This window comes from Candidatus Pelagibacter sp. HIMB1485 (genome assembly GCF_052048055.1).
Taxonomy (GTDB): domain Bacteria; phylum Pseudomonadota; class Alphaproteobacteria; order Pelagibacterales; family Pelagibacteraceae; genus Pelagibacter.
Genome location: NZ_JBNAIN010000002.1, coordinates 852520 through 871861 on the forward strand (window position 1 = coordinate 852520; position 19342 = coordinate 871861).

A 19342-nucleotide genomic window follows, 5' to 3' on the forward strand; every position below is an offset into this window, starting at 1 on the left:
ATGAGTGATATAGAAAAAGTAAAAAAATTAAGAGAAGCTACAGGCGCTGGATTTAAAGATTGTAATTTAGCGATTAAAGAATCTGGTGGTGATTTAGATAAAGCAATTGAAATTTTAAGAGTAAAAGGAATATCAAAGGCTTCAAAAAAAATGTCTAGGGATGCTAAAGAAGGAGTTGTTGTAGTATCTGGTGATGAAAGTAAAACTTCTGTAATTGAAGTAAACTGTGAAACTGATTTTGTTGCTAAAAATGATGACTTTATAAGCTTTGTTAAAGAATTAAGTGAATTAAATAACCAACACAGCTCTAATCAAGATGAATTAAAAAAAGCTGTGATGAAAAATGGACAAAGTGTAGATGATAATTTAGTTGCTTTAATTGCAAAAATTGGTGAAAAAATTACAATTGGGAAATCAAAAACTATTGAAAACACCAGTGGTATTAATAACCATTATTTGCATACAGTTGTAAAAGATAATGTAGCAAAATTAGCCGTATTAGTATCTCTTGATACAAATGATAAATCAGATACAGTTAAGTCGTTTGGCAAACAACTATCTATGCATATTGCAGCTTCAAATCCTTTAGCACTTGAGTCAAATTTAATTGACCAAACAATAATTAATAAAGAACAAGAACTTGTTGCTGAGGAATTAAAGAATTCAGGTAAACCTGAGGAAATAGCTAAAAAAATAAGTTTAGGTAAAATGAATAAATTTAAAGAAGAAAACGCACTTTTAACTCAAGCATGGGTTATGGAACCTAAGAAAAAAGTTCAAGATATTGTAAAAGAACTTTCAATAGCTGATTTAAAAATTAAGGAATTCTTTAGAATAAAAATTGGAGAGTAAATGTTTGATGAGAAATCTTATGGCGTAAAGATGGATAAAGCCATAGATGTATTTTCTAAAGAACTAGCTTCTCTAAGAACAGGTAGAGCCAATGCAGCAATGCTAGATCTTGTTAAAGTTGATGTATATGGTCAACAAATGCCAATCAATCAAATTGGCAGTATAACAACTCCCGAACCCAGAATGATAAATATTCAAGTGTGGGATGCAAACAATGTACCTCTTTTAGATGCAGCAATAAAAAAATCTGATTTAGGTCTTAATCCACAAATAGATGGTCAGTTAATTAGACTACCTGTGCCAGAATTAAATGAGGAAAGAAGAAATGAATTAAAAAAAATAATTAAATCTATTGGTGAAAAATGCAAAGTTTCAATAAGAAACATCAGAAGGGAAGCAAACGAAGAATTAAAAAAATTGCTAAAATTAAAAGATATTAGTGAAGATGAGGAAAAATCAAAAGAAAAAATTATTCAAAATATTACAGACGATCATATAAAATCAGTTGATAAAAAAGTAGAGTCAAAAGAAAAAGAAATAATGACAATATGAACTCTATTAATCATGTGGCCATTATCATGGATGGCAATGGTAGATGGGGTCTAAAAAATTATAATTCAAGAAATAAAGGTCATAAAGCAGGCCTTAAAACAGTAGAGTCAATCATTAAAGTTAGTATTAAATATAAAATTAAATTTCTTACATTATATGCTTTTTCAACAGAAAATTGGAAAAGGCCCAAATCAGAAATTAATTATTTATTCAAGCTTCTAGAAAATTTCTTAGAACTTAAAATAAAAAAATTTCATAAAAATAATATTAAACTTAAGATTTTAGGTGAGAAAATGTTTTCAAAAAAATTAAATAACCTATTAATCAATAGTGAAAAATTGACTAAAAAAAATTCAAAATTACAAATCAATTTAGCATTAAATTATGGCTCAAGAAAAGAAATAGTAAATGCAACTAAAAAATTAAATAGCAGGAAATTAGAAATAAATGAAAAAAATATTTCTAAAAATTTATACACATCAAATATTCCTGATCCTGATATACTAATAAGAACTGGAAAAACAAACAGATTGAGCAATTTTTTACTATGGCAAATCTCATATACTGAAATTTTTTTCTCAAATAAATTATGGCCAGATTTTAATGAAAAAGATTTTATTAAAATCATAAAAAATTTTCAAAAAATCAAAAGAAATTTTGGAGAAATATAATGGAAACTGAGCTTAAAAAAAGAATACTAAGTTCTATTATTCTAACACCTATAGTAATTTTTTTTATAATCCATGGTTCGTTTTTATTTATTTTATTATTAATAACTAGCTTTTGTATAGCGTTATACGAGTGGCATATGATTTCAAAACATAAAACATATAACTTTTTTGGATTTATTTTTTTAAACTTATCATTTTATTCAATTTATAAAATACGAATTAATGAAGATGGTTCGTATGAAAATTTTTTATTTATTTTATTAATCTGTGTTTTAACTGATATTGGAGGTTATATTTTTGGCAAAACAATTAAAGGTCCTAAGTTAACATCATACAGTCCAAATAAAACAATTGCAGGTTTAATAGGGAGCTATTTTTTAGCTTTAAGCTTAGTACCTTTATTAATCTTTTTAAATCAAGTTGATCAAGATCATACATTGTTAATAACTTTATATATAATTTTAATTTCTACTGTGAGTCAAATTGGAGATATAGTAGTTTCTTTTTTTAAAAGAAAATCAAAAAAAAAAGATACTGGAAACCTAATTCCAGGTCATGGAGGTCTTTTAGATAGAATTGATGGTATGATATTTGCTTTTCCAATTGCTTATCTAATTTCTTTTTTTAACTTGTTTGATAAAATTTGATGAAAAAAAAAGTTGCTATACTGGGATCAACTGGATCTATAGGCCAGTCATTATTAAAAATTTTATATAAAAACAAATCTGATTATGAAGTTAAATTACTTTCTGCGCAAAAAAATTATAAACTTTTATTTAGACAAGCTAATATTTTTAAAGTTAAAAATTTGATTATTACGGATAAAAAATATTATAATATTGCTAAATCAAAAAAAAATAAATCAATTAATATTTATAATAATTTTGAAAAAATAGAAAAAATTTTTCCAAAAAAAATTGACTATGTAATGAGTTCAATTGTTGGTATTGATGGATTAAGACCTACAATTAAAATTATCAAATATACAAAAACAATCGCAATTGCTAATAAAGAATCTATTATTTGCGCGTGGAATTTAATAAAGGATAAATTGGCAAAATATAATACAAAATTTATTCCAGTTGACTCAGAGCATTATTCAATATGGCATGCTCTAAACAATAATATCGATTCACAAAATGTTAAAAAAATATATTTGACAGCGTCAGGAGGTCCACTTTTGAATATTCCAAAAAAAAATTTTAACAAAATGAAATTAAATTATATTGTTAAGCATCCTAACTGGAGTATGGGTAAAAAAATAAGCGTAGACTCTTCAAATTTAATGAATAAAGTTTTCGAGGTAATTGAAGCAAAAAAATTATTTAATGTAAATTACGATCAGATAGATATTTTAATTCACCCAGACTCATATATACATGCTATTATTTATTTTAAAAATAAAATGATTTCAATAATTGCACACGATACTACTATGGATATACCAATTGCCAATACTTTGGATCGCAATAAAAAAAATATATATTTGTTTAAAAACAATTCTTTCAATTTAAATTTAAAAAAATTAAATAATCTTACTTTAAAAAAAGTAAATCAAAAAAAATTTCCACTAACAAAAATTTTAGAGATATTACCTGAGCACAATTCACTGTTCGAAACTGTTTTGGTTTCAGCTAATGATAAATTAGTTGATCTATATTTAAATAAAAAGATTAAATATATAGAGATATCAAATATTTTGTTTGATTTAATTAATTCAAAAGAAATGAAAAAATTTAAAAAAATGTACCCTAAAAAAATTTCAGATATTTATAATGTTCACAATATTGTACAATTAAAAATAAATTCTATTTTCAGTTAAATGTTTAAAAATCATTTTAAATTAATATTTTATAATTTATTTATAATCCTGTTTTCATTTAACCTGGCAAATTCAGAAATAATTAAAGAAATTAGAGTGGTTGGCAATGATCGAATATCTGATCAAACAATTATATCTTTTTCTAATGTTTTAATTAATGAAAGCATTGATCAAGAAAATATGAACAGAATGCTTAAAGATTTATATGATACAAATTTTTTTAAAAATATTTCAATTTCTATAGATAATAATGTTTTAACAATTAAAGTGGATGAAAACCCTATTATTAATAAAATTATCTTTGATGGGATTAAATCTAATAAAATAAAAAAGATTATATCAGATTCTGTAACTTTGAAATCCAGATCATCTTACAATGAATTGATTTTAAATAATGATAAGCAAAAAATTAAAAAAATTTTAAAAGAACTTGGTTATTATTTTCCTTCAATTGATATCTTTGTTGATGATTTAAAAGATAATAAATTAAATATTACTTACAAAATTAAATTAGGTGAAAAAGCTAAAATTAAAAAAATATCATTTGTTGGTGATAAAAAGTTTAAAGACAAAAAACTACATTCAATAATTGTAAGTGAAGAGAGTAAATTTTGGAAGTTTGTTACAAATAAAAAATTTGTAAATGAAAAAATTATATCTCTTGATAAAAGATTATTGAAAAATTTTTATTTAAATAAGGGTTATTATGATGTTAATATTGATTCAACTTTTGCAAAATTAATAAATAAAAAAGACTTTGAGCTTATTTATAATATTCAAGCTAAGGAAAAATTCTTCTTTAATAATTTAAGCATCGATATTCCAATTGACTTTGAAATTAGCAATTTTTTTCAAATTCAAGAGCTTTTTAAAAAACTTAAAGGTGAACCTTATTCAATAAATCAAGTTGAAAAGATATTAGAAGAAATAGATAAAATCACTTTGGAACAGCAGTTCCAATCTATTTCTGCAAAAGTTGAAGAAAATATAATTGGTCAGAAAATCGATTTAAAATTTATAATTGAGAAACTTGACCCAATCTATGTTGAAAGAATTAATATTTTTGGAAATAATGTAACTAAAGAAGAAGTTATTAGAAATCAGCTCCAACTAGATGAAGGAGATCCTTACAATGAGATACTTCTTAATAAATCAATTAATAATTTGAAAAGTTTGAATTTTTTTAGAAACGTTACTTCAGAAGTAGTTGAAGACAAATTATTAGATAAAAAACAAATTAATATAAAAGTAGAGGAAAAACCTACAGGTGAAATTTCAGCAGGAGCAGGTATTGGTACTTCAGGAAGTTCATTTTCTTTTGGTGTTAAGGAAAATAATTATTTAGGTTCTGGTGTTGCGCTATCAAGCAACATAAGTATAAGCGATGAAAGTTTAAAGGGGATTTTAACTGTAACAAATCCAAATTATAAAAATTCGGACAAATCTGTAGATTTTAGTGTTGAAGCAATTGAAATAGATAGATTAAAAGCCTTTGGTTATAAAACAAATAAAACAGGTTTTTCATTAGGTTCTAATTTTGAATATTTAAATAAATTTAGATTGGGAGTAGCGAATTCAAATTTTTATGAGAAAATTGATACAGATAGCAATGCTTCTGCTAAGCAAAAAGAACAAGAAGGTAATTACTGGGATAGTTTTTTAAATCTAAGCTTCGACTATGATACTAGAAATCAAAAATTTCAAGCTACGGAAGGATTTAGAAGTCAATATTTTATTGATATGCCAGTAATTAGTGAGACTGCTACTTTACAAAATACTTACATATATAAATATTTCACTGAATTATACGAAAATAATATTTCAACTGCATCTATTTTTTTAAGATCTTCTAATTCACTTAAAGGTGATGATATTAAATTATCAGAAAGAATTATTTTACCATCCAACAAACTAAGAGGCTTTGAAAGAGGAAAAATTGGTCCTAAAGATGGTGAGGATTTTATTGGAGGTAATTATGCAGCATCTATAAATTTTGCCTCAACTGTTCCACAATTACTAGAAAGTTCAGAAAATTTAGATTTTTTACTTTTTCTAGATATAGGTAATGTTTGGGGTGTTGATTATTTTGAAGGAGATGATGAAGGTAGTGAAATAAGAAGCTCAACTGGAATAGGTATAGACTGGTTAACACCTGTAGGACCTTTAAATTTTACATTTGCAACAACTTTGTCTAAAGCTGATACTGATAAAACAGAAACATTTAGATTTAATTTAGGAACAAGTTTTTAATTTTAAATGAAATTTTTTTTTTTTGCTTTAATTGTTCTTAACTTATCATATTCTTATGCTCAAGATACAATTTACTTTTTAGATGTAGATAAACTGATAAATGAATCAAATGGTGGCAAAAAAATTATAAGTAAACTTGAAAAAATTAATATAGAAAATATAAAAAAAATAGAAGTTTTTTCAAAAAAATTGAAGCAAGAAGAGGAAGAAATAAATAGAATTAAAAATATTATTTCTAATGAAGATTACATCAAAAAAAAGGAAGATTTAAAAACTCAAATAATTGCTTATCGTGATAAGAAAAATAAAATATTCGATAATTATAATAATTTAAAAAATCAAGAATTGAGAATTTATTTTAAAAATATTACACCAATTATTGAGCAATATATGGAAACAAATTCAATTAAACTTATTTTAGATAAAAAAAATATATTTATAGCCGATGCTAATTATGACATAACAGATAAATTAATAATTTTTTTAAACAAAAGATTAAAAAATGATTAAATTACTTAAAAATGATATTGCAAATTTGCTACCTCATAGAGAACCAATGCTATTAATTGATGAATTGTATGATATTAAAAAATTAATCTCAGCAACTGCCTTGATTAGAGTTAAAAAAGATAGTTTTTTTGTACAAGGTCATTTTCCCAACAATCCAGTGATGCCAGGAGTTCTTATTGTAGAGTCCTTCGGTCAAGCTGCAGCTGCATTAACTGCTCATGGTTTAGATAAATCTACATATGAAAATAAATTGGTTTTTTTAATGGGTGTTGAGAAAGCAAGATTTAGAAATCCTGTTATACCAAATTGTGAATTAATTTTAAAAATTGAGGCAATAAGATCTCATGGACGAGTTTGGAAATATAAAGGTGATGCTTTTGTTGATGGAAAAAAAATGGCTGATGCAATCTGGTCAGCTACAATTGTAGATAAGAAATAAATAGCAATAATTATTGATAACTTAAAAATATAAGCTCTGTTAAAAACAGACATGCTTAATCCTTTTTTTAAAAATAATGGTCCTTTTGTAATTTCTGAAATCAAAAAAATTCTAAATATTAATATTTCTGACATTAAGGATGACACTAAGGTAAATGATATAAAAGATTTAAATAGTTCTAATAACTCTGATATTACTTTTTTTCATTCAAAAAAATATAAAGAAATTGCTAGTAAAACAAAAGCTTCCCTATGTATTACAACTGATTTTTTAAAAAATGAACTTCCACCATCTTGCATTCCTTTAGTTGTTGAGAATGTATTAGTATCAGTATCAAAGATAACATCAATGTTTTATCCTGATTCTATAAATGATGATTTTGATGATAGCGTATATCATATTGATAAAACTAAATTTAAGGATAAAGTAATTTTCGGTAAAAATGTTTTAATAGGAAAAAATGTATCAATAGGTGCAAATTGTAAGATAGGTCATAATACAATAATTGAAAAAAATGTTTCTATTGGAGATAATTGCTCTATAGGGTCAAATACAATAATAAGAAATTCACTAATAAGTAATGACGTTAAAGTTTTAGATAATTGTGTAGTTGGAAAACATGGTTTTGGTTTTTTTCCAAATAAAAATAAAAATTTAAGATATCCACATATTGGTATAGTAATTATTGAGGAAAATTGTGAAATAGGATGTGGTTCCACCATAGATAGGGGTTCGATGTCGAATACTATTATTGGAAAAAATACATATTTAGATAATCAAATACACATAGCTCATAATGTTAAAATAGGAGAAAACTCTATCATAGCTGGTCAAGTTGGAATTGCAGGCAGTTCAATTATTGGTTCAAATGTAAGAATAGGTGGTCAAGCAGGAATTTCAGGACATATTAAAGTTGGCAACAATGTTGAAATTGGAGGTGGCTCAGGTGTAATAAAAAATATTCCAGATAATACAAAAGTAATGGGTTATCCAGCAAAAAACATTAGAGAATTTTTAAGAGATAATAAATGATACATAAAACTGCAATTGTTGATTCAAATGCTAAAATCTCTGAAAATGTAATAATTGGACCTTATTCTGTAATTGGTCCTAATGTAGAAATTGGAGAGGGTACCGTCGTCCAATCTCATGTAAATATATCAGGTAATACTATTATAGGTAGTAACAATAAAATTTATCCATTTGCTTCAATTGGAAATGATCCACAAGATTTAAAATTTAAAGGTGAAAAAACATCATTAGAGATAGGTGATAATAATAAAATTAGAGAGTACGTAACCATTAATCCAGGCACTGAGGGTGGTGGTGGTAAAACTAAGGTTGGCAATAATTGTCTCTTTATGGTTTCTTCTCACATTGCTCATGATTGCATAGTTGGTAATAACGTTATTTTAGCAAATAATGTTCCATTAGGAGGTCATGCCCATGTAGATGATTATGCCATAATAGGTGGTAATTCAGCTGTACAGCAATTTACTAGAGTTGGTAAATTTGCAATGATAGGTGGTATGTGTGGTGTAGTAAGAGATGTGATACCATATGGTATAGCACATGGAAACAGAAGTATATTGCAAGGATTAAATCTAATTGGGTTGAGAAGAAAAAATATTCCAAATAAAGAAATATTATCCCTTAGTGAAGCTTATAAAATAATATTTAAGAATGAGAATTTAACAGAGAATTTAAGTAATTTAACAAATGATTTGATTAAAAATGAATTGGTTTCAGAAGTAGTTAATTTTATAGAAAAAGATAAAAAAAGACCAATTTGTACTCCCTTTTCAAAATAAAATGATTGGTTTGTTTTTAGGTGATACGGATTTTCCTGAAATAGTTTTAAAGAAAATTAAAAAATTAAAAAAAAAATATTTTATTATCGATTTTTCAAAAAATAATAAATTTCATAAAGATAAAAACTCTTACAGAATCAGCATTGGAAAATTTGGAAAAATAATAAATTTAATTAAAGAAAAAAAATGCAAAAAAGTTTTATTTGCCGGTAAAATAGCAAAACCTAATTTTTCATCCCTTAGATTAGATTTTAAAGGTATATATTATATGCCAAGTGTAATTAGAGCTTCCAAAATTGGCGATGCAGTAATTATCAAATCAATAATTAATATTCTTGCAAATGAGGGTATAAAAGTAATTAGTTCTATTTACTTTAACTCAGAACTATCCCTTAGAAAAGGAAACTATACAAAAACTAAGCCTACTAAAAATGATAATAACTCAATTGAAAAAGCTAAAAATTATTTTAATAAAATTAATAGTTTAGATCATATACAGGCTTTAGTTGTCAAAGATGAAAAAATAATTGCACAAGAGGGAAGGCAAGGAACAAAAAAAATGCTCTCAAAATTGAAGAAAGATTCAAAAGGTATATTAATAAAATTACCTAAAAATAAACAAGATTTAAGAATGGATTTACCAACTGTTGGTTTGCAAACTTTGAGAGACATTAAAAAATATGGATTAAAGGGTCTCGTTTTAAAATCTAAAAAGAATATTTTTCTCGATAAGAAAGAAGTATTAAATTTTGCAAATAAAAATAAAATTTTTATAAAAGTTTTATGAAAAAAATCTTTGTATTAACAGGTGAACCATCTGGAGACAAACTTGCATCAACTTTAATTTCAAGATTAAAACTAGAAAATTCTGAAATTGAATATTTATCTGTTGGTGGTACTCACTTAAAGAAACTAGGAATTAAATCTATTTATGATTTGAAAGAAATTACATACTTAGGATTTACAAGTGTATTACTTAATATTTTCAAAATTAGATCAAAAATAAATAAAACTGTAGAAGAAATAGTAAAATTTAACCCTGATATATTGCTAAGTGTAGATAGCCCTGATTTTACTTTACGAGTAGCAGAAAAGGTTAAAAAAATAAATAACAATATTAAAACAATTCATTATGTAGCACCTCAAGTATGGGTATGGCGAAAGAATAGAGTTAAAAAAATTAAAAAATTTATTGATCACATACTTTTGTTGTTTGAATTTGAAAAAAAATACTTTGATGAAGAAAATATTAATAACACTTTTGTTGGTCATCCCCTGATAGAAAGAAATCAAAGCAACAAAACTATTATTGACAATATTTTACCCAAAAATAAAAAAATAATATCTATATTTCCTGGTAGCAGAAATTCTGAAACTAATGTTTTGCTACCTATATTATTGGATTTTATTAAATTAATGAACAAAAAGCATAATGAATATTTTTTTTATATTCATGCAACAGAAGAAAATAAAAGTTTAATTTTAGAACATGTAAAAAAATATAACTTTGACAATATAGATATTGTGTCTGAAGAAAATATTAAATTTGAAATTTTGTCTAAATCTATTTTTGCTGTTTCAAAATCTGGTACTGTTTCGTTACAAATTTGTAATTCTAATATTCCATCAATTATTATTTATAAACTTAGTTTTATTAATTTTATGATTTTTAAAATGTTAGTTAATGTAAAATTTGCAAATATTATAAATATAATTAATAATCGCGAGGTAATTCCTGAATTACTTCAAAAAGAATGTAATGCAGATGAAATATATAGGTCAGTTCTTTATTTTCTTAAAAACCCCAAGTTGATGAAAAAACAGGTAAGTGAGTGCTCCATAACTTTAGAGGGCATCAGGTCTAAAACTTCATCTGCTGGTGAGGCAAGTTCTGTTTTAATTAAGTATCTTTCTTAATCTTTTTTCAACATCTGCTTTACCTAAAGATATAACAATATCATATAGGCCTGGTCCAAACTTGGATCCAGTTAGGGCTACTCGTAATGGTTGACCTACACCTTTGAAATTTGTTTCATGTTTTTTTATCAAGTTGTTGACTATTGGTTCTAAATTATCTCTAGTTAAACTTTCCAAGTTTTTAATTTCATTTTGAAATTCATTAATTATTTTTTTGGATTTATCGTCAATTAGTTTTAAATCATTTTCATTAAAATTAACTTCATCATTAATGATATATTCTGCATTATTAAATATTTCTTCCAGTGTTTTTGCTTTGTTTTTTAAAAATACTAAAGATGATTTTATTTTTGTTGCTTTTTCTATATCAATTTTATCTTTATATTCTTCACAATATCTCAAAAGATGATCATACAGATCACTTTCATCAATATTTTTAATATAGTGCTCATTCATTGACAAAATACGGCTCATATCCAATTTTGATGGTGATTTTCCTATACCTTCTAAGTTAAAAAATTTTATACTTTCCTCTAAAGTAAATATTTCTTTATCTTGATATGACCATCCTAGTCTTAGCAAATAATTTCTCAAAGCGTCAGGCATAATTCCAATTTTTGAGTAGTCATCTAATGTTGAGGCATTATCTCTCTTGGATAATTTTTTACCTTCTATTGTATGAATTAAAGGTATATGGGCAAACAGTGGCACATCCCATTTCATTGCTTCATAAATTTGAATCTGTTTAAAAGTATTTATTTTATGGTCATCACCCCTAATTATATGGGTCATTCCCATTTCGTGATCATCTACAGTTGCTGACAAATTATAAGTTGGAGTTCCATCATTTCTTAATATTACAAAATCTTCTATTGTGCTGTTTTCTATTTCAACATCACCTTGTACCAAATCTTTGAGAGTTGAACTTCCTTCAATTTTACTTTTAAATCTAATTACAGGTTTAATTTCTTTAGGAGCATCTTTTTCTTCTGCATCCCTCCATTTTCTGTTGTAAATATAAGGTATTTTCTTTTGTCTAGCTCTTTTTTTTTGCTCTTCTATCTCTTCAGGTGAACAGTAACATTTATAGGCATATCCATTTTTTAATAATTCATTTGCAATTTTTACATGATCATCAATTTTACTTGACTGAATATATTCTTCACCATCATGTTTTATCCCTAACCAATTTAAGGATTTAATTATTTGTATTTTGTGTTCTTCTTTCGATCTTTCTTTGTCAGTATCTTCAATTCTTAAATGAAAAGTGCCTTTCTGATTTTTTGAATATAACCAATTAAACAAGGCAGTTCTAATACCACCAATATGAAGAGCCCCAGTAGGAGAGGGAGCAAAACGAGTTGCTACTTTTGACATCAGAGATGTTTAGACTATTTTTTTAGAAGTTTCTATATAAAGATACTAAAACACCCTGAACTTTTACTCTATCAGGGCCAAATATTTTGGTTTCATAGTTTCTATTTGCACTTTCCAATGCAACAACTTTACCTTTTTTACGAATTCTTTTTAACATTGCTTCGTGTTCGTCAATTAATGCGACTACAATTTTTCCATTATCTGCTGTATCTGTTCTTTTAATAATAACTGTGTCTCCTTCGTGGATTCCAGCTTCAATCATTGAGTCACCTTGAACTTTCAATCCAAAATAATCTCCATTTTTTTCTAAATTATTTGGCAATGGTATTCTTGAAACTTCATTTTGTATTGCTTCAACAGGAGTTCCTGCTGCAATTTTTCCTAATACTGGAACTTCCATTTCATCAGAATTGTTAATTTCTTCGTCTAAACCACCTTTGATAACACTTGGCGAAAAACTATTGTAAATATCATTTGCTGAAGCTGTTTCAGGTAATTTTACTACCTCTAAAGCTCTCGCTTTATGAGCTAATCTTTTAATAAATCCCCTTTCTTCCAAAGCGCTAATCAATCTATGAATACCTGACTTTGATTTTAAGTTTAGAGATTGTTTCATCTCTTCGTAAGAAGGAGATACACCAGAACTTCTCAACTTCTTGTTGATAAATAAAAGTAAGTTTTTTTGTTTTTTTGTTAGCATAAGAACAAATATCGTACAAAAGATGTTCTATAAAAGTTCTTTTGTTTTAACAATACTAAAAAAAGCGAGTAAAATAGGGATTAAATTGACTACAAAACTGAAAAAATTGAATTTTCATCCAATTTTTTCAAAAGTGATTCACCAATTAAAAAAGTATTAATTGAAGTCTTATTGTTTAATTCCAATAATTCTTCTTTAGATTTAATACCACTCTCAGAAATTAGAGGTCCTTTGTGGTTTTTTACAACATTATAAATATCATAGGTTGTATTTATATCAGTTTTAAGTGTTTTTAAGTTTCTGTTGTTAATACCAATTAGCGCATCTTTAAAATTTAATGCTTTTTGAGCCTCTTCAACAGTATGCACTTCTACTATTACTGACATATCTAATTTCAATGCCTCTTGATATAAATTGTTTGCAAGATCATCTGAGACACCAGCTAAAATAATCAGAATTGCATCTGCACCATAACTTTTGGCAAGTGGCACTTGAAAAGTATCAATAAAAAAATCTTTACATAATATTGGTAAATTAACCTTATCTTTAATTTTGCTTATATGAATTAAATTTCCTAAAAAATAATCTTCTTCAGTTAAAACTGATAAACAAGTAGCATTATTTTTTAAATAAATATTAGCAATTTCTACTGGATTGTAGTCTTCAATTATAACACCTGCAGAAGGACTTGCTTTTTTTATTTCAGCAATAATTGAAGTTTTATTGTTTTTTAAATTGTTTTCAATTTTATCTTTAAAATTTATGTATGATTTATTTTTTTCTATTAATTCGTCTAATTTTTTAAGATCTATTGATTTTTTTAGATTATCAATTTTTTCGATTTTTTTTTTAATTATATTTTCTAAAACGTTTTCAGACATTTTGTATTTGTTCCAAATGTGAAAAAGTTTTACCAGAAAGAATAAATTGTCTTGCGTGATTATAGGCCTCTTCAAAATCAACAAACTTTTCTGCAACGATTAAACCAGCTGCAGCATTTAAACAAACTGCTTTTGAAAAATCATTATCTTTACCTTTAAATATTTCAATCATTTTATCTGCATTAAATTTTGCATCTTTACCAATTAAGTTCTCAAATTTTTCTGCATTCACACCAATTGAATTAGGATCAACCAAGATTTCAGATATTTCTCCATTCTTCAATTGTATTATATTTGTTTTTGCATAAGGAGATATTTCATCCAATCCATCTTCGCTATTTATTATCCATGCAAATTTTATATTTAAATTTTTTAATCCCTCTGCAAAAATTCTTAACAATTTTTTATCAAATACTCCAACAACCTGCCTTTCTACTAGAGCCGGATTGCTTAAAGGACCAATCATGTTGAAAATAGTTCTTTTACCAATTTTCTTTCTTACAGGACCTACAAATCTCATGGCACTATGATAATTTGGAGCGAACATAAAACCAAAATTGTTATTGTTTATTTCTTTTTCTATTTCTTTCGGTTCTAAATCAATTTTAATATTAAGAGCTTCCAAAACGTCTCCAGAGCCACATTTTGAAGATACTGCTTTATTGCCATGTTTTGCAACTTTTATACCCATACTAGCTAAAAGTAAGGCTGATGCAGTTGATATATTAACAGTGTTCATGCCATCACCACCTGTACCACATGTATCTATGCAATCTTGAACGTTTACTCTTTTAGATTTTTCTCTAAGCACATAAACACCTCCAGCAATTTCATCTGCAACTTCTCCTTTTTCAGACAGAAGTGCTAAAAAATTATAGATTTGATCCTCATCAGCTTTACCAGTCATTAAAATTTCAAATGCTGACTTACTTTCTTCAAAGGTTAAATTTTCTTTATTTTTAAGTTTTTCTAAAATCTTTTCCATAAAATTAATAATTTATAAAACTTTTTAAAATTTTAATTCCTATCTTAGTTTTAATACTTTCTGGATGGAATTGCACACCATGAATATTAAATTGCTTATGTTGGATAGCCATAATTACCCCATCATCAGTTTCAGCTGTAATCTCTAAATCTTTCGAAAGTGTTTTTTTATCAATAATTAAGCTATGATATCTTGTAGCCTCAAAGGTACGAGGTAGATTTTTTAAAATCCCAATTTTTTGTGATTTAATTTTGCTAGTTTTTCCGTGCATTAATTTTTTTGCTTGAATAATTTTAGATCCAAAGACTTGACCTATAATTTGATGTCCAAGACAAACACCTAAAAAGGGCAATTTTTTATGCAATGATTTTAAAATGCTTATGCAATTTCCAGATTGATTTGGATTTCCAGGTCCAGGTGAAATAACAATTTTATCATATTTTTTTCTTAATATTTCTTTAGAGTTAATTTTATCATTTCTTATGACATCAACTTTTACATCTAATGAAGAAATGTAATGATAAAGATTAAATGTAAAACTATCATAATTATCTATTAATAATATTTTCATTATCTTAAAGCATTTATCAAAGCTTTCGCCTTGTTCACTGTTTCATCATATTCGTTTGTAGGCTTACTATCAGCCACGATACCTGCTCCAGCTTGTACATAGAATTTTTTATTTTTTGCTACAGCTGTTCTTAATGCAATACAAGTATCAAATTCACCATTAGCAGAAAAGTATCCAATTCCACCAGCGTAAACTTTCCTTTTTGACGTTTCTAATTCATCAATAATTTCCATTGCTCTTATTTTAGGAGCACCAGATACTGTACCAGCAGGAAATCCTGCCAACAGTGATTTAAATTTTGAAAACTTTTTATTATACTCTCCAACTACATTGGAAACTATATGCATTACATGAGAATACCTCTCAATTATGAAACTCTCAGTTACCTTTACAGTATTTATTTTTGATACTTTACCAGCATCATTTCTTCCTAGATCTAAAAGCATTAAATGTTCAGAAAGTTCTTTTTTATCTTTAAGAAGGTCTTTTTCATAAAAAAGATCTTCTTTTTTATTTTTTCCTCTTGGTCTAGTACCTGCTATTGGTCTAACTGTAATTTTGTTATCTCTTAGTCTTACTAAAATTTCTGGACTTGCCCCAATAATTTGAAAGTCATTAAAGTTGAAGTAAAACATAAAAGGAGAGGGGTTAGTTACTCTAAGTTTTTTATAAATTTCTAGGGGTTTTTTTGTTAATTTTGCTTCAAATCTTTGACTTAAAACAACTTGAAAAATATCACCAAGTTTAATGTATTTCTTAGCTTTATTAACCATTGCCAGAAATTTATTTTTAGATGTATTTGATTTAACTTTAATTTTTTTTTCTTTTAATACCCTTTTTGTATCAATATTTTTGATCGATGATTGAATTAATAGTTTAAATAGATCAGTCTTTATAGAGTCATACTTTTTTTGATAATTTTTAATTTTTTCATCATTAAAAACATTACTTATATAAAATATTTCTTTTTTTAAATTATCATGAATAACCAAGGTTCTTGGTCTCATCAATCTTACATCAGGTAAATTAAGGTCATTTTTACATGAGTTAGGAATTTTTTCTATGTACCTAATAGAGTCGTATGAAAAATAACCTGAAATTAGCGAACAAATTTTAGGTAAATTCTTAGGTGTATCAAATTTAAAATTTTCAATAATTTTTTCTATTAGCTCTTCTGGTTTATCTTTAAGAATGATTTTTTTATTTTCAGTGATTAAATATGACTTTTGGTTGTTGAACTCCCATATCTTATCAGGATCTTTACCAAAAATTGTGTATCTACCTTTAATTTTTCCTTTTTCAACAGACTCAAATATAAAACTATTTTTTTCCTCTAAAAAATTATCAATTAAATTTATTACTTCATCATCAGAATTTACTTTTTTAGAAGTGTATATAATCTGATTTTTTTTGCTTCTATGTCGAAACTTAAAATCTTTGAAGCTTCGATTAATTATCATTTGAAATAGTTTTTAATTCTATCAATAGTTTTTTGATTCAATTGAACCTGATATTTATTATTCAACAGGGTATCGTAAGATTGTAAAATACTTTTTCTGTTGTTTGTATTTTGTGAATTTACAAATCCTTTATATTCCTCACCTTGTTTATTTATCGTATTTTTATTTATATCTTTTATTTTGACTAAAAATATTTGATTATTAGTGTTGTTTACTAAAGCAAAAGAATTTTGAGGTAATGAGTAGAGCATTTTAATTGAATTTACTTCAAATAGCCCATCATCGTTAATCGAATTAATTGATCCAGTTTGGATTTTACCTGAACTTAACTCTATAAATTTACTTTCATTAAATCCATCATTCTGTATTTCTTCAATTATTTTTCTATTGTAATCAAATTTACCTTTTTGATAAATCAGCTCGACAATTTCACTTTTTACTATCTCATCATTTAGATCTGGTGAACGATCATATTCATTCTCTATATTATAAAGAATATAATTATCGCCACTTTCAAATATATCTAATTTGCTTGATTTCTTAGAGTAAATTAACTTTTCGTTTGTGCTAGTGTTTTCATCTGGAGCAAATTCATTAATATTATTCACATCCACATTTATGTTTTCGATTATTGAACTAAAACTTTCATTTTGAGAAATTTTATTTTCTATTGCATCAATTTCGTTAAAAAAATCTTGATTAAATTCATCAATTCCAATTAGATTTTTTGGATTTAAAACCACATATTTAAAGTCAATATATTGTCTTTTTAATTGATCTTTATTTTCTTCAATAAATGCTTTGATTTCATCTGATGTATAATTATCTTTAATCTTATATAAATTTTCCATATCAAAGTATTCAATAATTAATGATTTATTGTTTTCTTCAAATTTACTTTCTATTAGAAATTCAGGGGTAACAGTACCTGCACCGATAAAATCAAATAAATGTTTCTGTAAACCTTGATTTTTTAATTTCAACTCAAACAAAGGAGCAGACATATTATTTGAAAGTAAAAATTTTTCGTATTTAATTCTTTCAAAAGCACCATTCTCGTCTTTAAAATTTTTATTGTCTTTTAAATATTTTAAAATTGTCTTTTCGTTTATAGAAAGTTTAAAATCTTCAATCTCTAGATCAATTAAAGTTGTTGAAATAAGTCCTGATAGTAATTCTTCTATAATATTGTTGTCTAAATTATTTCTTATTGCTTCTTGTGAAATTCCACTTTGATTAACATAGTCCATGAAATCTTGAGTGGTAACGTTAGTTTTATTTATTTTAGCAATGTTATTTTGATTGTTAGTGCTAAAGCCACCGCCAAATCCACCAAAGCCAAAAGCTATTATGATGATTACTATTAGAACCAATCCACCAAATTGTTTCCAACCTAAATTTTTTAATTTTTCAACCATAACGTTATAAATTTATTGATCTGTAAAAAACAAATCTATAGATTAAAAAGTCAATTATGACAAATAAATATATGTATTTTATAGCTAATTGGAAAATGTTTGGAGATTTAAAAACTATAAATTCATTAGATAAAGTTATTAAATTCTCAAAAAGTCATAAAAAAAATAAGTTCAAACTAATTTATTGTCCTCCAAATACTCTAATACGTCCAATTTCAAAAAGACTTAGTAAAACAAATATTGAAGTTGGTGCACAAAATTCTCATCAAAATTTAGATTATGGAGCTTTTACAGGTCAGGTTAATGCAAGAATGCTTAAAAGTGTTGGAGCAAAATATGTGATCTTGGGTCATTCCGAAAACAGAATGGCTGGAGAAAATGACAATCTAATTAATCTTAAAATAAAAAATTCAATTAAATCTGGTTTAAAAATTATTTTTTGTATTGGTGAAACTCTAAGACAAAAAAGAGATAAAAAGACTAATCAAGTTTTAAATAGTCAATTAAAGAAAGGATTAAAATCTATCAAAAAAATTAATGATATAATTATTGCATACGAACCAGTATGGTCAATTGGAACTGGTTTAATTCCTTCATCAGAGGAACTGTCTAAATCAATTAAATTTATAAAAAGTAAATTTGGAAAAAAATCTCCAAAAGTTTTATATGGAGGCTCTGTTAACATCAAAAATATTGATCAATTAAAAATAATTCCTGACATAGATGGTTTTTTAATAGGTGGAGCATCACAAAATCCAAAGAAATTTATTGATATAATTAAAAAAACCATTAATTAGACCACCATGGAAACATTATTACTTGTAATTAACATCATACTTGCATTTATTTTAGTTGTGCTTGTGCTACTTCAAAAATCAGAGGGTGGCGCTTTAGGTATTGGTGTTTCTCAAGAAAATTTCATGCTATCAAGATCTGCTGGTAGTTTTATTACCAAAGCAACTGCGATAGTTGCAACTTTATTTATCATTTGTAGCTTAGCGCTTACAATAATTTCTAGAGCAGAATTAACACCTACAGGATCAGTTTTAGACACGGTTGAAGAAAAAACTGAAGATACTCCATCAATTCCTGAAAATAATTAATTAATACTTTCTATTTCTTTTTT

21 protein-coding genes are annotated in these 19342 nt (G+C 25.8%); 14 read left to right on the plus strand and 7 right to left on the minus strand.

Translation table 11 applies throughout. The annotated features are described in order from the left end of the window. Genes tsf through lpxB form a run of 12 tightly spaced genes read left to right on the plus strand, consistent with a single transcriptional unit; the run spans position 1 to position 10824 of the window. Positions 1-852 (plus strand): translation elongation factor Ts, encoded by an 852-nt coding sequence (tsf, locus tag ACTTA4_RS06930; protein WP_440634078.1) that lies wholly within the window; start codon positions 1-3, stop codon positions 850-852. Further along, on the plus strand, positions 853-1404 hold the full coding sequence (gene frr, locus ACTTA4_RS06935; protein ID WP_440634079.1) for a ribosome recycling factor: 552 nt from the start codon (positions 853-855) through the stop codon (positions 1402-1404). After that, entirely contained in the window at positions 1401-2075 is a 675-nt protein-coding gene (gene uppS, locus ACTTA4_RS06940; protein WP_440634080.1) for a polyprenyl diphosphate synthase, read from the plus strand. Before frr ends, uppS begins: the two co-directional genes overlap by 4 nt. After that, complete coding sequence (locus tag ACTTA4_RS06945; protein WP_440634081.1) at positions 2075-2722, plus strand: phosphatidate cytidylyltransferase; 648 nt, start codon at positions 2075-2077, stop codon at positions 2720-2722. Before uppS ends, ACTTA4_RS06945 begins: the two co-directional genes overlap by 1 nt. Then, the gene (locus ACTTA4_RS06950) at positions 2722-3897 is read left to right on the plus strand and encodes a 1-deoxy-D-xylulose-5-phosphate reductoisomerase (RefSeq protein WP_440634082.1); all 1176 of its coding nucleotides are present in this window, start codon (positions 2722-2724) and stop codon (positions 3895-3897) included. The genes ACTTA4_RS06945 and ACTTA4_RS06950 overlap by 1 nt, the downstream gene beginning before the upstream one ends. Continuing rightward, positions 3898-6147 carry an outer membrane protein assembly factor BamA gene (gene bamA / locus ACTTA4_RS06955; RefSeq protein WP_440634083.1) on the plus strand — a complete coding sequence of 750 codons (2250 nt, stop codon included), beginning with the start codon at positions 3898-3900 and terminating at the stop codon, positions 6145-6147. Positions 6148-6153: 6 nt separating this feature from the next. Beyond that, a complete protein-coding gene (locus tag ACTTA4_RS06960) occupies positions 6154-6657 on the plus strand; it encodes an OmpH family outer membrane protein (protein WP_440634084.1) in 504 nt (167 codons plus the stop codon). Next, positions 6650-7096 (plus strand): 3-hydroxyacyl-ACP dehydratase FabZ, encoded by a 447-nt coding sequence (gene fabZ / locus ACTTA4_RS06965; protein ID WP_440634085.1) that lies wholly within the window; start codon positions 6650-6652, stop codon positions 7094-7096. Before ACTTA4_RS06960 ends, fabZ begins: the two co-directional genes overlap by 8 nt. Before the next feature lie 51 nt (positions 7097-7147). Then, a complete protein-coding gene (gene lpxD, locus ACTTA4_RS06970) occupies positions 7148-8128 on the plus strand; it encodes a UDP-3-O-(3-hydroxymyristoyl)glucosamine N-acyltransferase (protein WP_440634086.1) in 981 nt (326 codons plus the stop codon). Continuing rightward, positions 8125-8907 (plus strand): acyl-ACP--UDP-N-acetylglucosamine O-acyltransferase, encoded by a 783-nt coding sequence (gene lpxA / locus ACTTA4_RS06975; RefSeq protein ID WP_440634087.1) that lies wholly within the window; start codon positions 8125-8127, stop codon positions 8905-8907. Before lpxD ends, lpxA begins: the two co-directional genes overlap by 4 nt. Before the next feature lies 1 nt (position 8908). After that, positions 8909-9694, plus strand: coding sequence for an LpxI family protein (locus ACTTA4_RS06980; protein ID WP_440634088.1), 786 nt, complete (start codon positions 8909-8911; stop codon positions 9692-9694). Further along, entirely contained in the window at positions 9691-10824 is a 1134-nt protein-coding gene (lpxB, locus tag ACTTA4_RS06985) for a lipid-A-disaccharide synthase (protein ID WP_440634089.1), read from the plus strand. The genes ACTTA4_RS06980 and lpxB overlap by 4 nt, the downstream gene beginning before the upstream one ends. Here lpxB and gltX read toward each other — a convergent pair. The 7 genes from gltX to ACTTA4_RS07020 all read right to left on the minus strand — a co-directional run bounded on the left by gltX (position 10804) and on the right by ACTTA4_RS07020 (position 18216). Further along, positions 10804-12201 carry a glutamate--tRNA ligase gene (gltX, locus tag ACTTA4_RS06990; protein ID WP_440634090.1) on the minus strand — a complete coding sequence of 466 codons (1398 nt, stop codon included), beginning with the start codon at positions 12199-12201 and terminating at the stop codon, positions 10804-10806. The two genes, lpxB and gltX, sit on opposite strands and share 21 nt — an antisense overlap. A gap of 22 nt (positions 12202-12223) precedes the next feature. Beyond that, positions 12224-12901, minus strand: coding sequence for a transcriptional repressor LexA (gene lexA / locus ACTTA4_RS06995; protein ID WP_262589277.1), 678 nt, complete (start codon positions 12899-12901; stop codon positions 12224-12226). Between the two features lie 89 nt (positions 12902-12990). Further along, a complete protein-coding gene (locus ACTTA4_RS07000; protein ID WP_440634091.1) occupies positions 12991-13782 on the minus strand; it encodes an indole-3-glycerol phosphate synthase TrpC in 792 nt (263 codons plus the stop codon). After that, entirely contained in the window at positions 13775-14767 is a 993-nt protein-coding gene (gene trpD, locus ACTTA4_RS07005) for an anthranilate phosphoribosyltransferase (RefSeq protein WP_440634092.1), read from the minus strand. Before trpD ends, ACTTA4_RS07000 begins: the two co-directional genes overlap by 8 nt. Positions 14768-14771: 4 nt before the next feature. Next, positions 14772-15338, minus strand: coding sequence for an anthranilate synthase component II (locus tag ACTTA4_RS07010; RefSeq protein WP_440634093.1), 567 nt, complete (start codon positions 15336-15338; stop codon positions 14772-14774). After that, positions 15338-16795: an anthranilate synthase component I gene (gene trpE, locus ACTTA4_RS07015; RefSeq protein WP_440634184.1), complete on the minus strand. Its 1458-nt coding sequence runs from the start codon at positions 16793-16795 to the stop codon at positions 15338-15340. The genes ACTTA4_RS07010 and trpE overlap by 1 nt, the downstream gene beginning before the upstream one ends. Next, positions 16795-18216 carry a SurA N-terminal domain-containing protein gene (locus ACTTA4_RS07020; protein ID WP_440634094.1) on the minus strand — a complete coding sequence of 474 codons (1422 nt, stop codon included), beginning with the start codon at positions 18214-18216 and terminating at the stop codon, positions 16795-16797. The genes trpE and ACTTA4_RS07020 overlap by 1 nt, the downstream gene beginning before the upstream one ends. Positions 18217-18272: 56 nt before the next feature. Here ACTTA4_RS07020 and tpiA point away from each other — a divergent pair, with 56 nt between their 5' ends. Together tpiA and secG are read left to right on the plus strand one after the other, a co-directional pair. Next, positions 18273-19013, plus strand: coding sequence for a triose-phosphate isomerase (gene tpiA / locus ACTTA4_RS07025; protein WP_440634095.1), 741 nt, complete (start codon positions 18273-18275; stop codon positions 19011-19013). Between the two features lie 6 nt (positions 19014-19019). Then, on the plus strand, positions 19020-19319 hold the full coding sequence (secG, locus tag ACTTA4_RS07030; RefSeq protein ID WP_075506676.1) for a preprotein translocase subunit SecG: 300 nt from the start codon (positions 19020-19022) through the stop codon (positions 19317-19319). Positions 19320-19342: the final 23 nt, after the last annotated feature.

Coding starts and splice junctions, on each gene's coding strand:
- ACTTA4_RS06950 (WP_440634082.1), top strand. CDS start 2,722: ATGAAAAAAAAAGTTGCTATACTGGGATCAACTGGATCTATAGGCCAG.
- bamA (WP_440634083.1), top strand. CDS start 3,898: ATGTTTAAAAATCATTTTAAATTAATATTTTATAATTTATTTATAATC.
- lexA (WP_262589277.1), bottom strand. CDS start 12,901: ATGCTAACAAAAAAACAAAAAAACTTACTTTTATTTATCAACAAGAAG.
- ACTTA4_RS07010 (WP_440634093.1), bottom strand. CDS start 15,338: ATGAAAATATTATTAATAGATAATTATGATAGTTTTACATTTAATCTT.
- tpiA (WP_440634095.1), top strand. CDS start 18,273: ATGACAAATAAATATATGTATTTTATAGCTAATTGGAAAATGTTTGGA.
- tsf (WP_440634078.1), top strand. CDS start 1: ATGAGTGATATAGAAAAAGTAAAAAAATTAAGAGAAGCTACAGGCGCT.
- gltX (WP_440634090.1), bottom strand. CDS start 12,201: ATGTCAAAAGTAGCAACTCGTTTTGCTCCCTCTCCTACTGGGGCTCTT.
- lpxA (WP_440634087.1), top strand. CDS start 8,125: ATGATACATAAAACTGCAATTGTTGATTCAAATGCTAAAATCTCTGAA.
- ACTTA4_RS06960 (WP_440634084.1), top strand. CDS start 6,154: ATGAAATTTTTTTTTTTTGCTTTAATTGTTCTTAACTTATCATATTCT.
- uppS (WP_440634080.1), top strand. CDS start 1,401: ATGAACTCTATTAATCATGTGGCCATTATCATGGATGGCAATGGTAGA.
- lpxD (WP_440634086.1), top strand. CDS start 7,148: ATGCTTAATCCTTTTTTTAAAAATAATGGTCCTTTTGTAATTTCTGAA.
- ACTTA4_RS06980 (WP_440634088.1), top strand. CDS start 8,909: ATGATTGGTTTGTTTTTAGGTGATACGGATTTTCCTGAAATAGTTTTA.
- ACTTA4_RS06945 (WP_440634081.1), top strand. CDS start 2,075: ATGGAAACTGAGCTTAAAAAAAGAATACTAAGTTCTATTATTCTAACA.
- frr (WP_440634079.1), top strand. CDS start 853: ATGTTTGATGAGAAATCTTATGGCGTAAAGATGGATAAAGCCATAGAT.
- ACTTA4_RS07000 (WP_440634091.1), bottom strand. CDS start 13,782: ATGTCTGAAAACGTTTTAGAAAATATAATTAAAAAAAAAATCGAAAAA.
- trpD (WP_440634092.1), bottom strand. CDS start 14,767: ATGGAAAAGATTTTAGAAAAACTTAAAAATAAAGAAAATTTAACCTTT.
- secG (WP_075506676.1), top strand. CDS start 19,020: ATGGAAACATTATTACTTGTAATTAACATCATACTTGCATTTATTTTA.
- lpxB (WP_440634089.1), top strand. CDS start 9,691: ATGAAAAAAATCTTTGTATTAACAGGTGAACCATCTGGAGACAAACTT.
- fabZ (WP_440634085.1), top strand. CDS start 6,650: ATGATTAAATTACTTAAAAATGATATTGCAAATTTGCTACCTCATAGA.
- ACTTA4_RS07020 (WP_440634094.1), bottom strand. CDS start 18,216: ATGGTTGAAAAATTAAAAAATTTAGGTTGGAAACAATTTGGTGGATTG.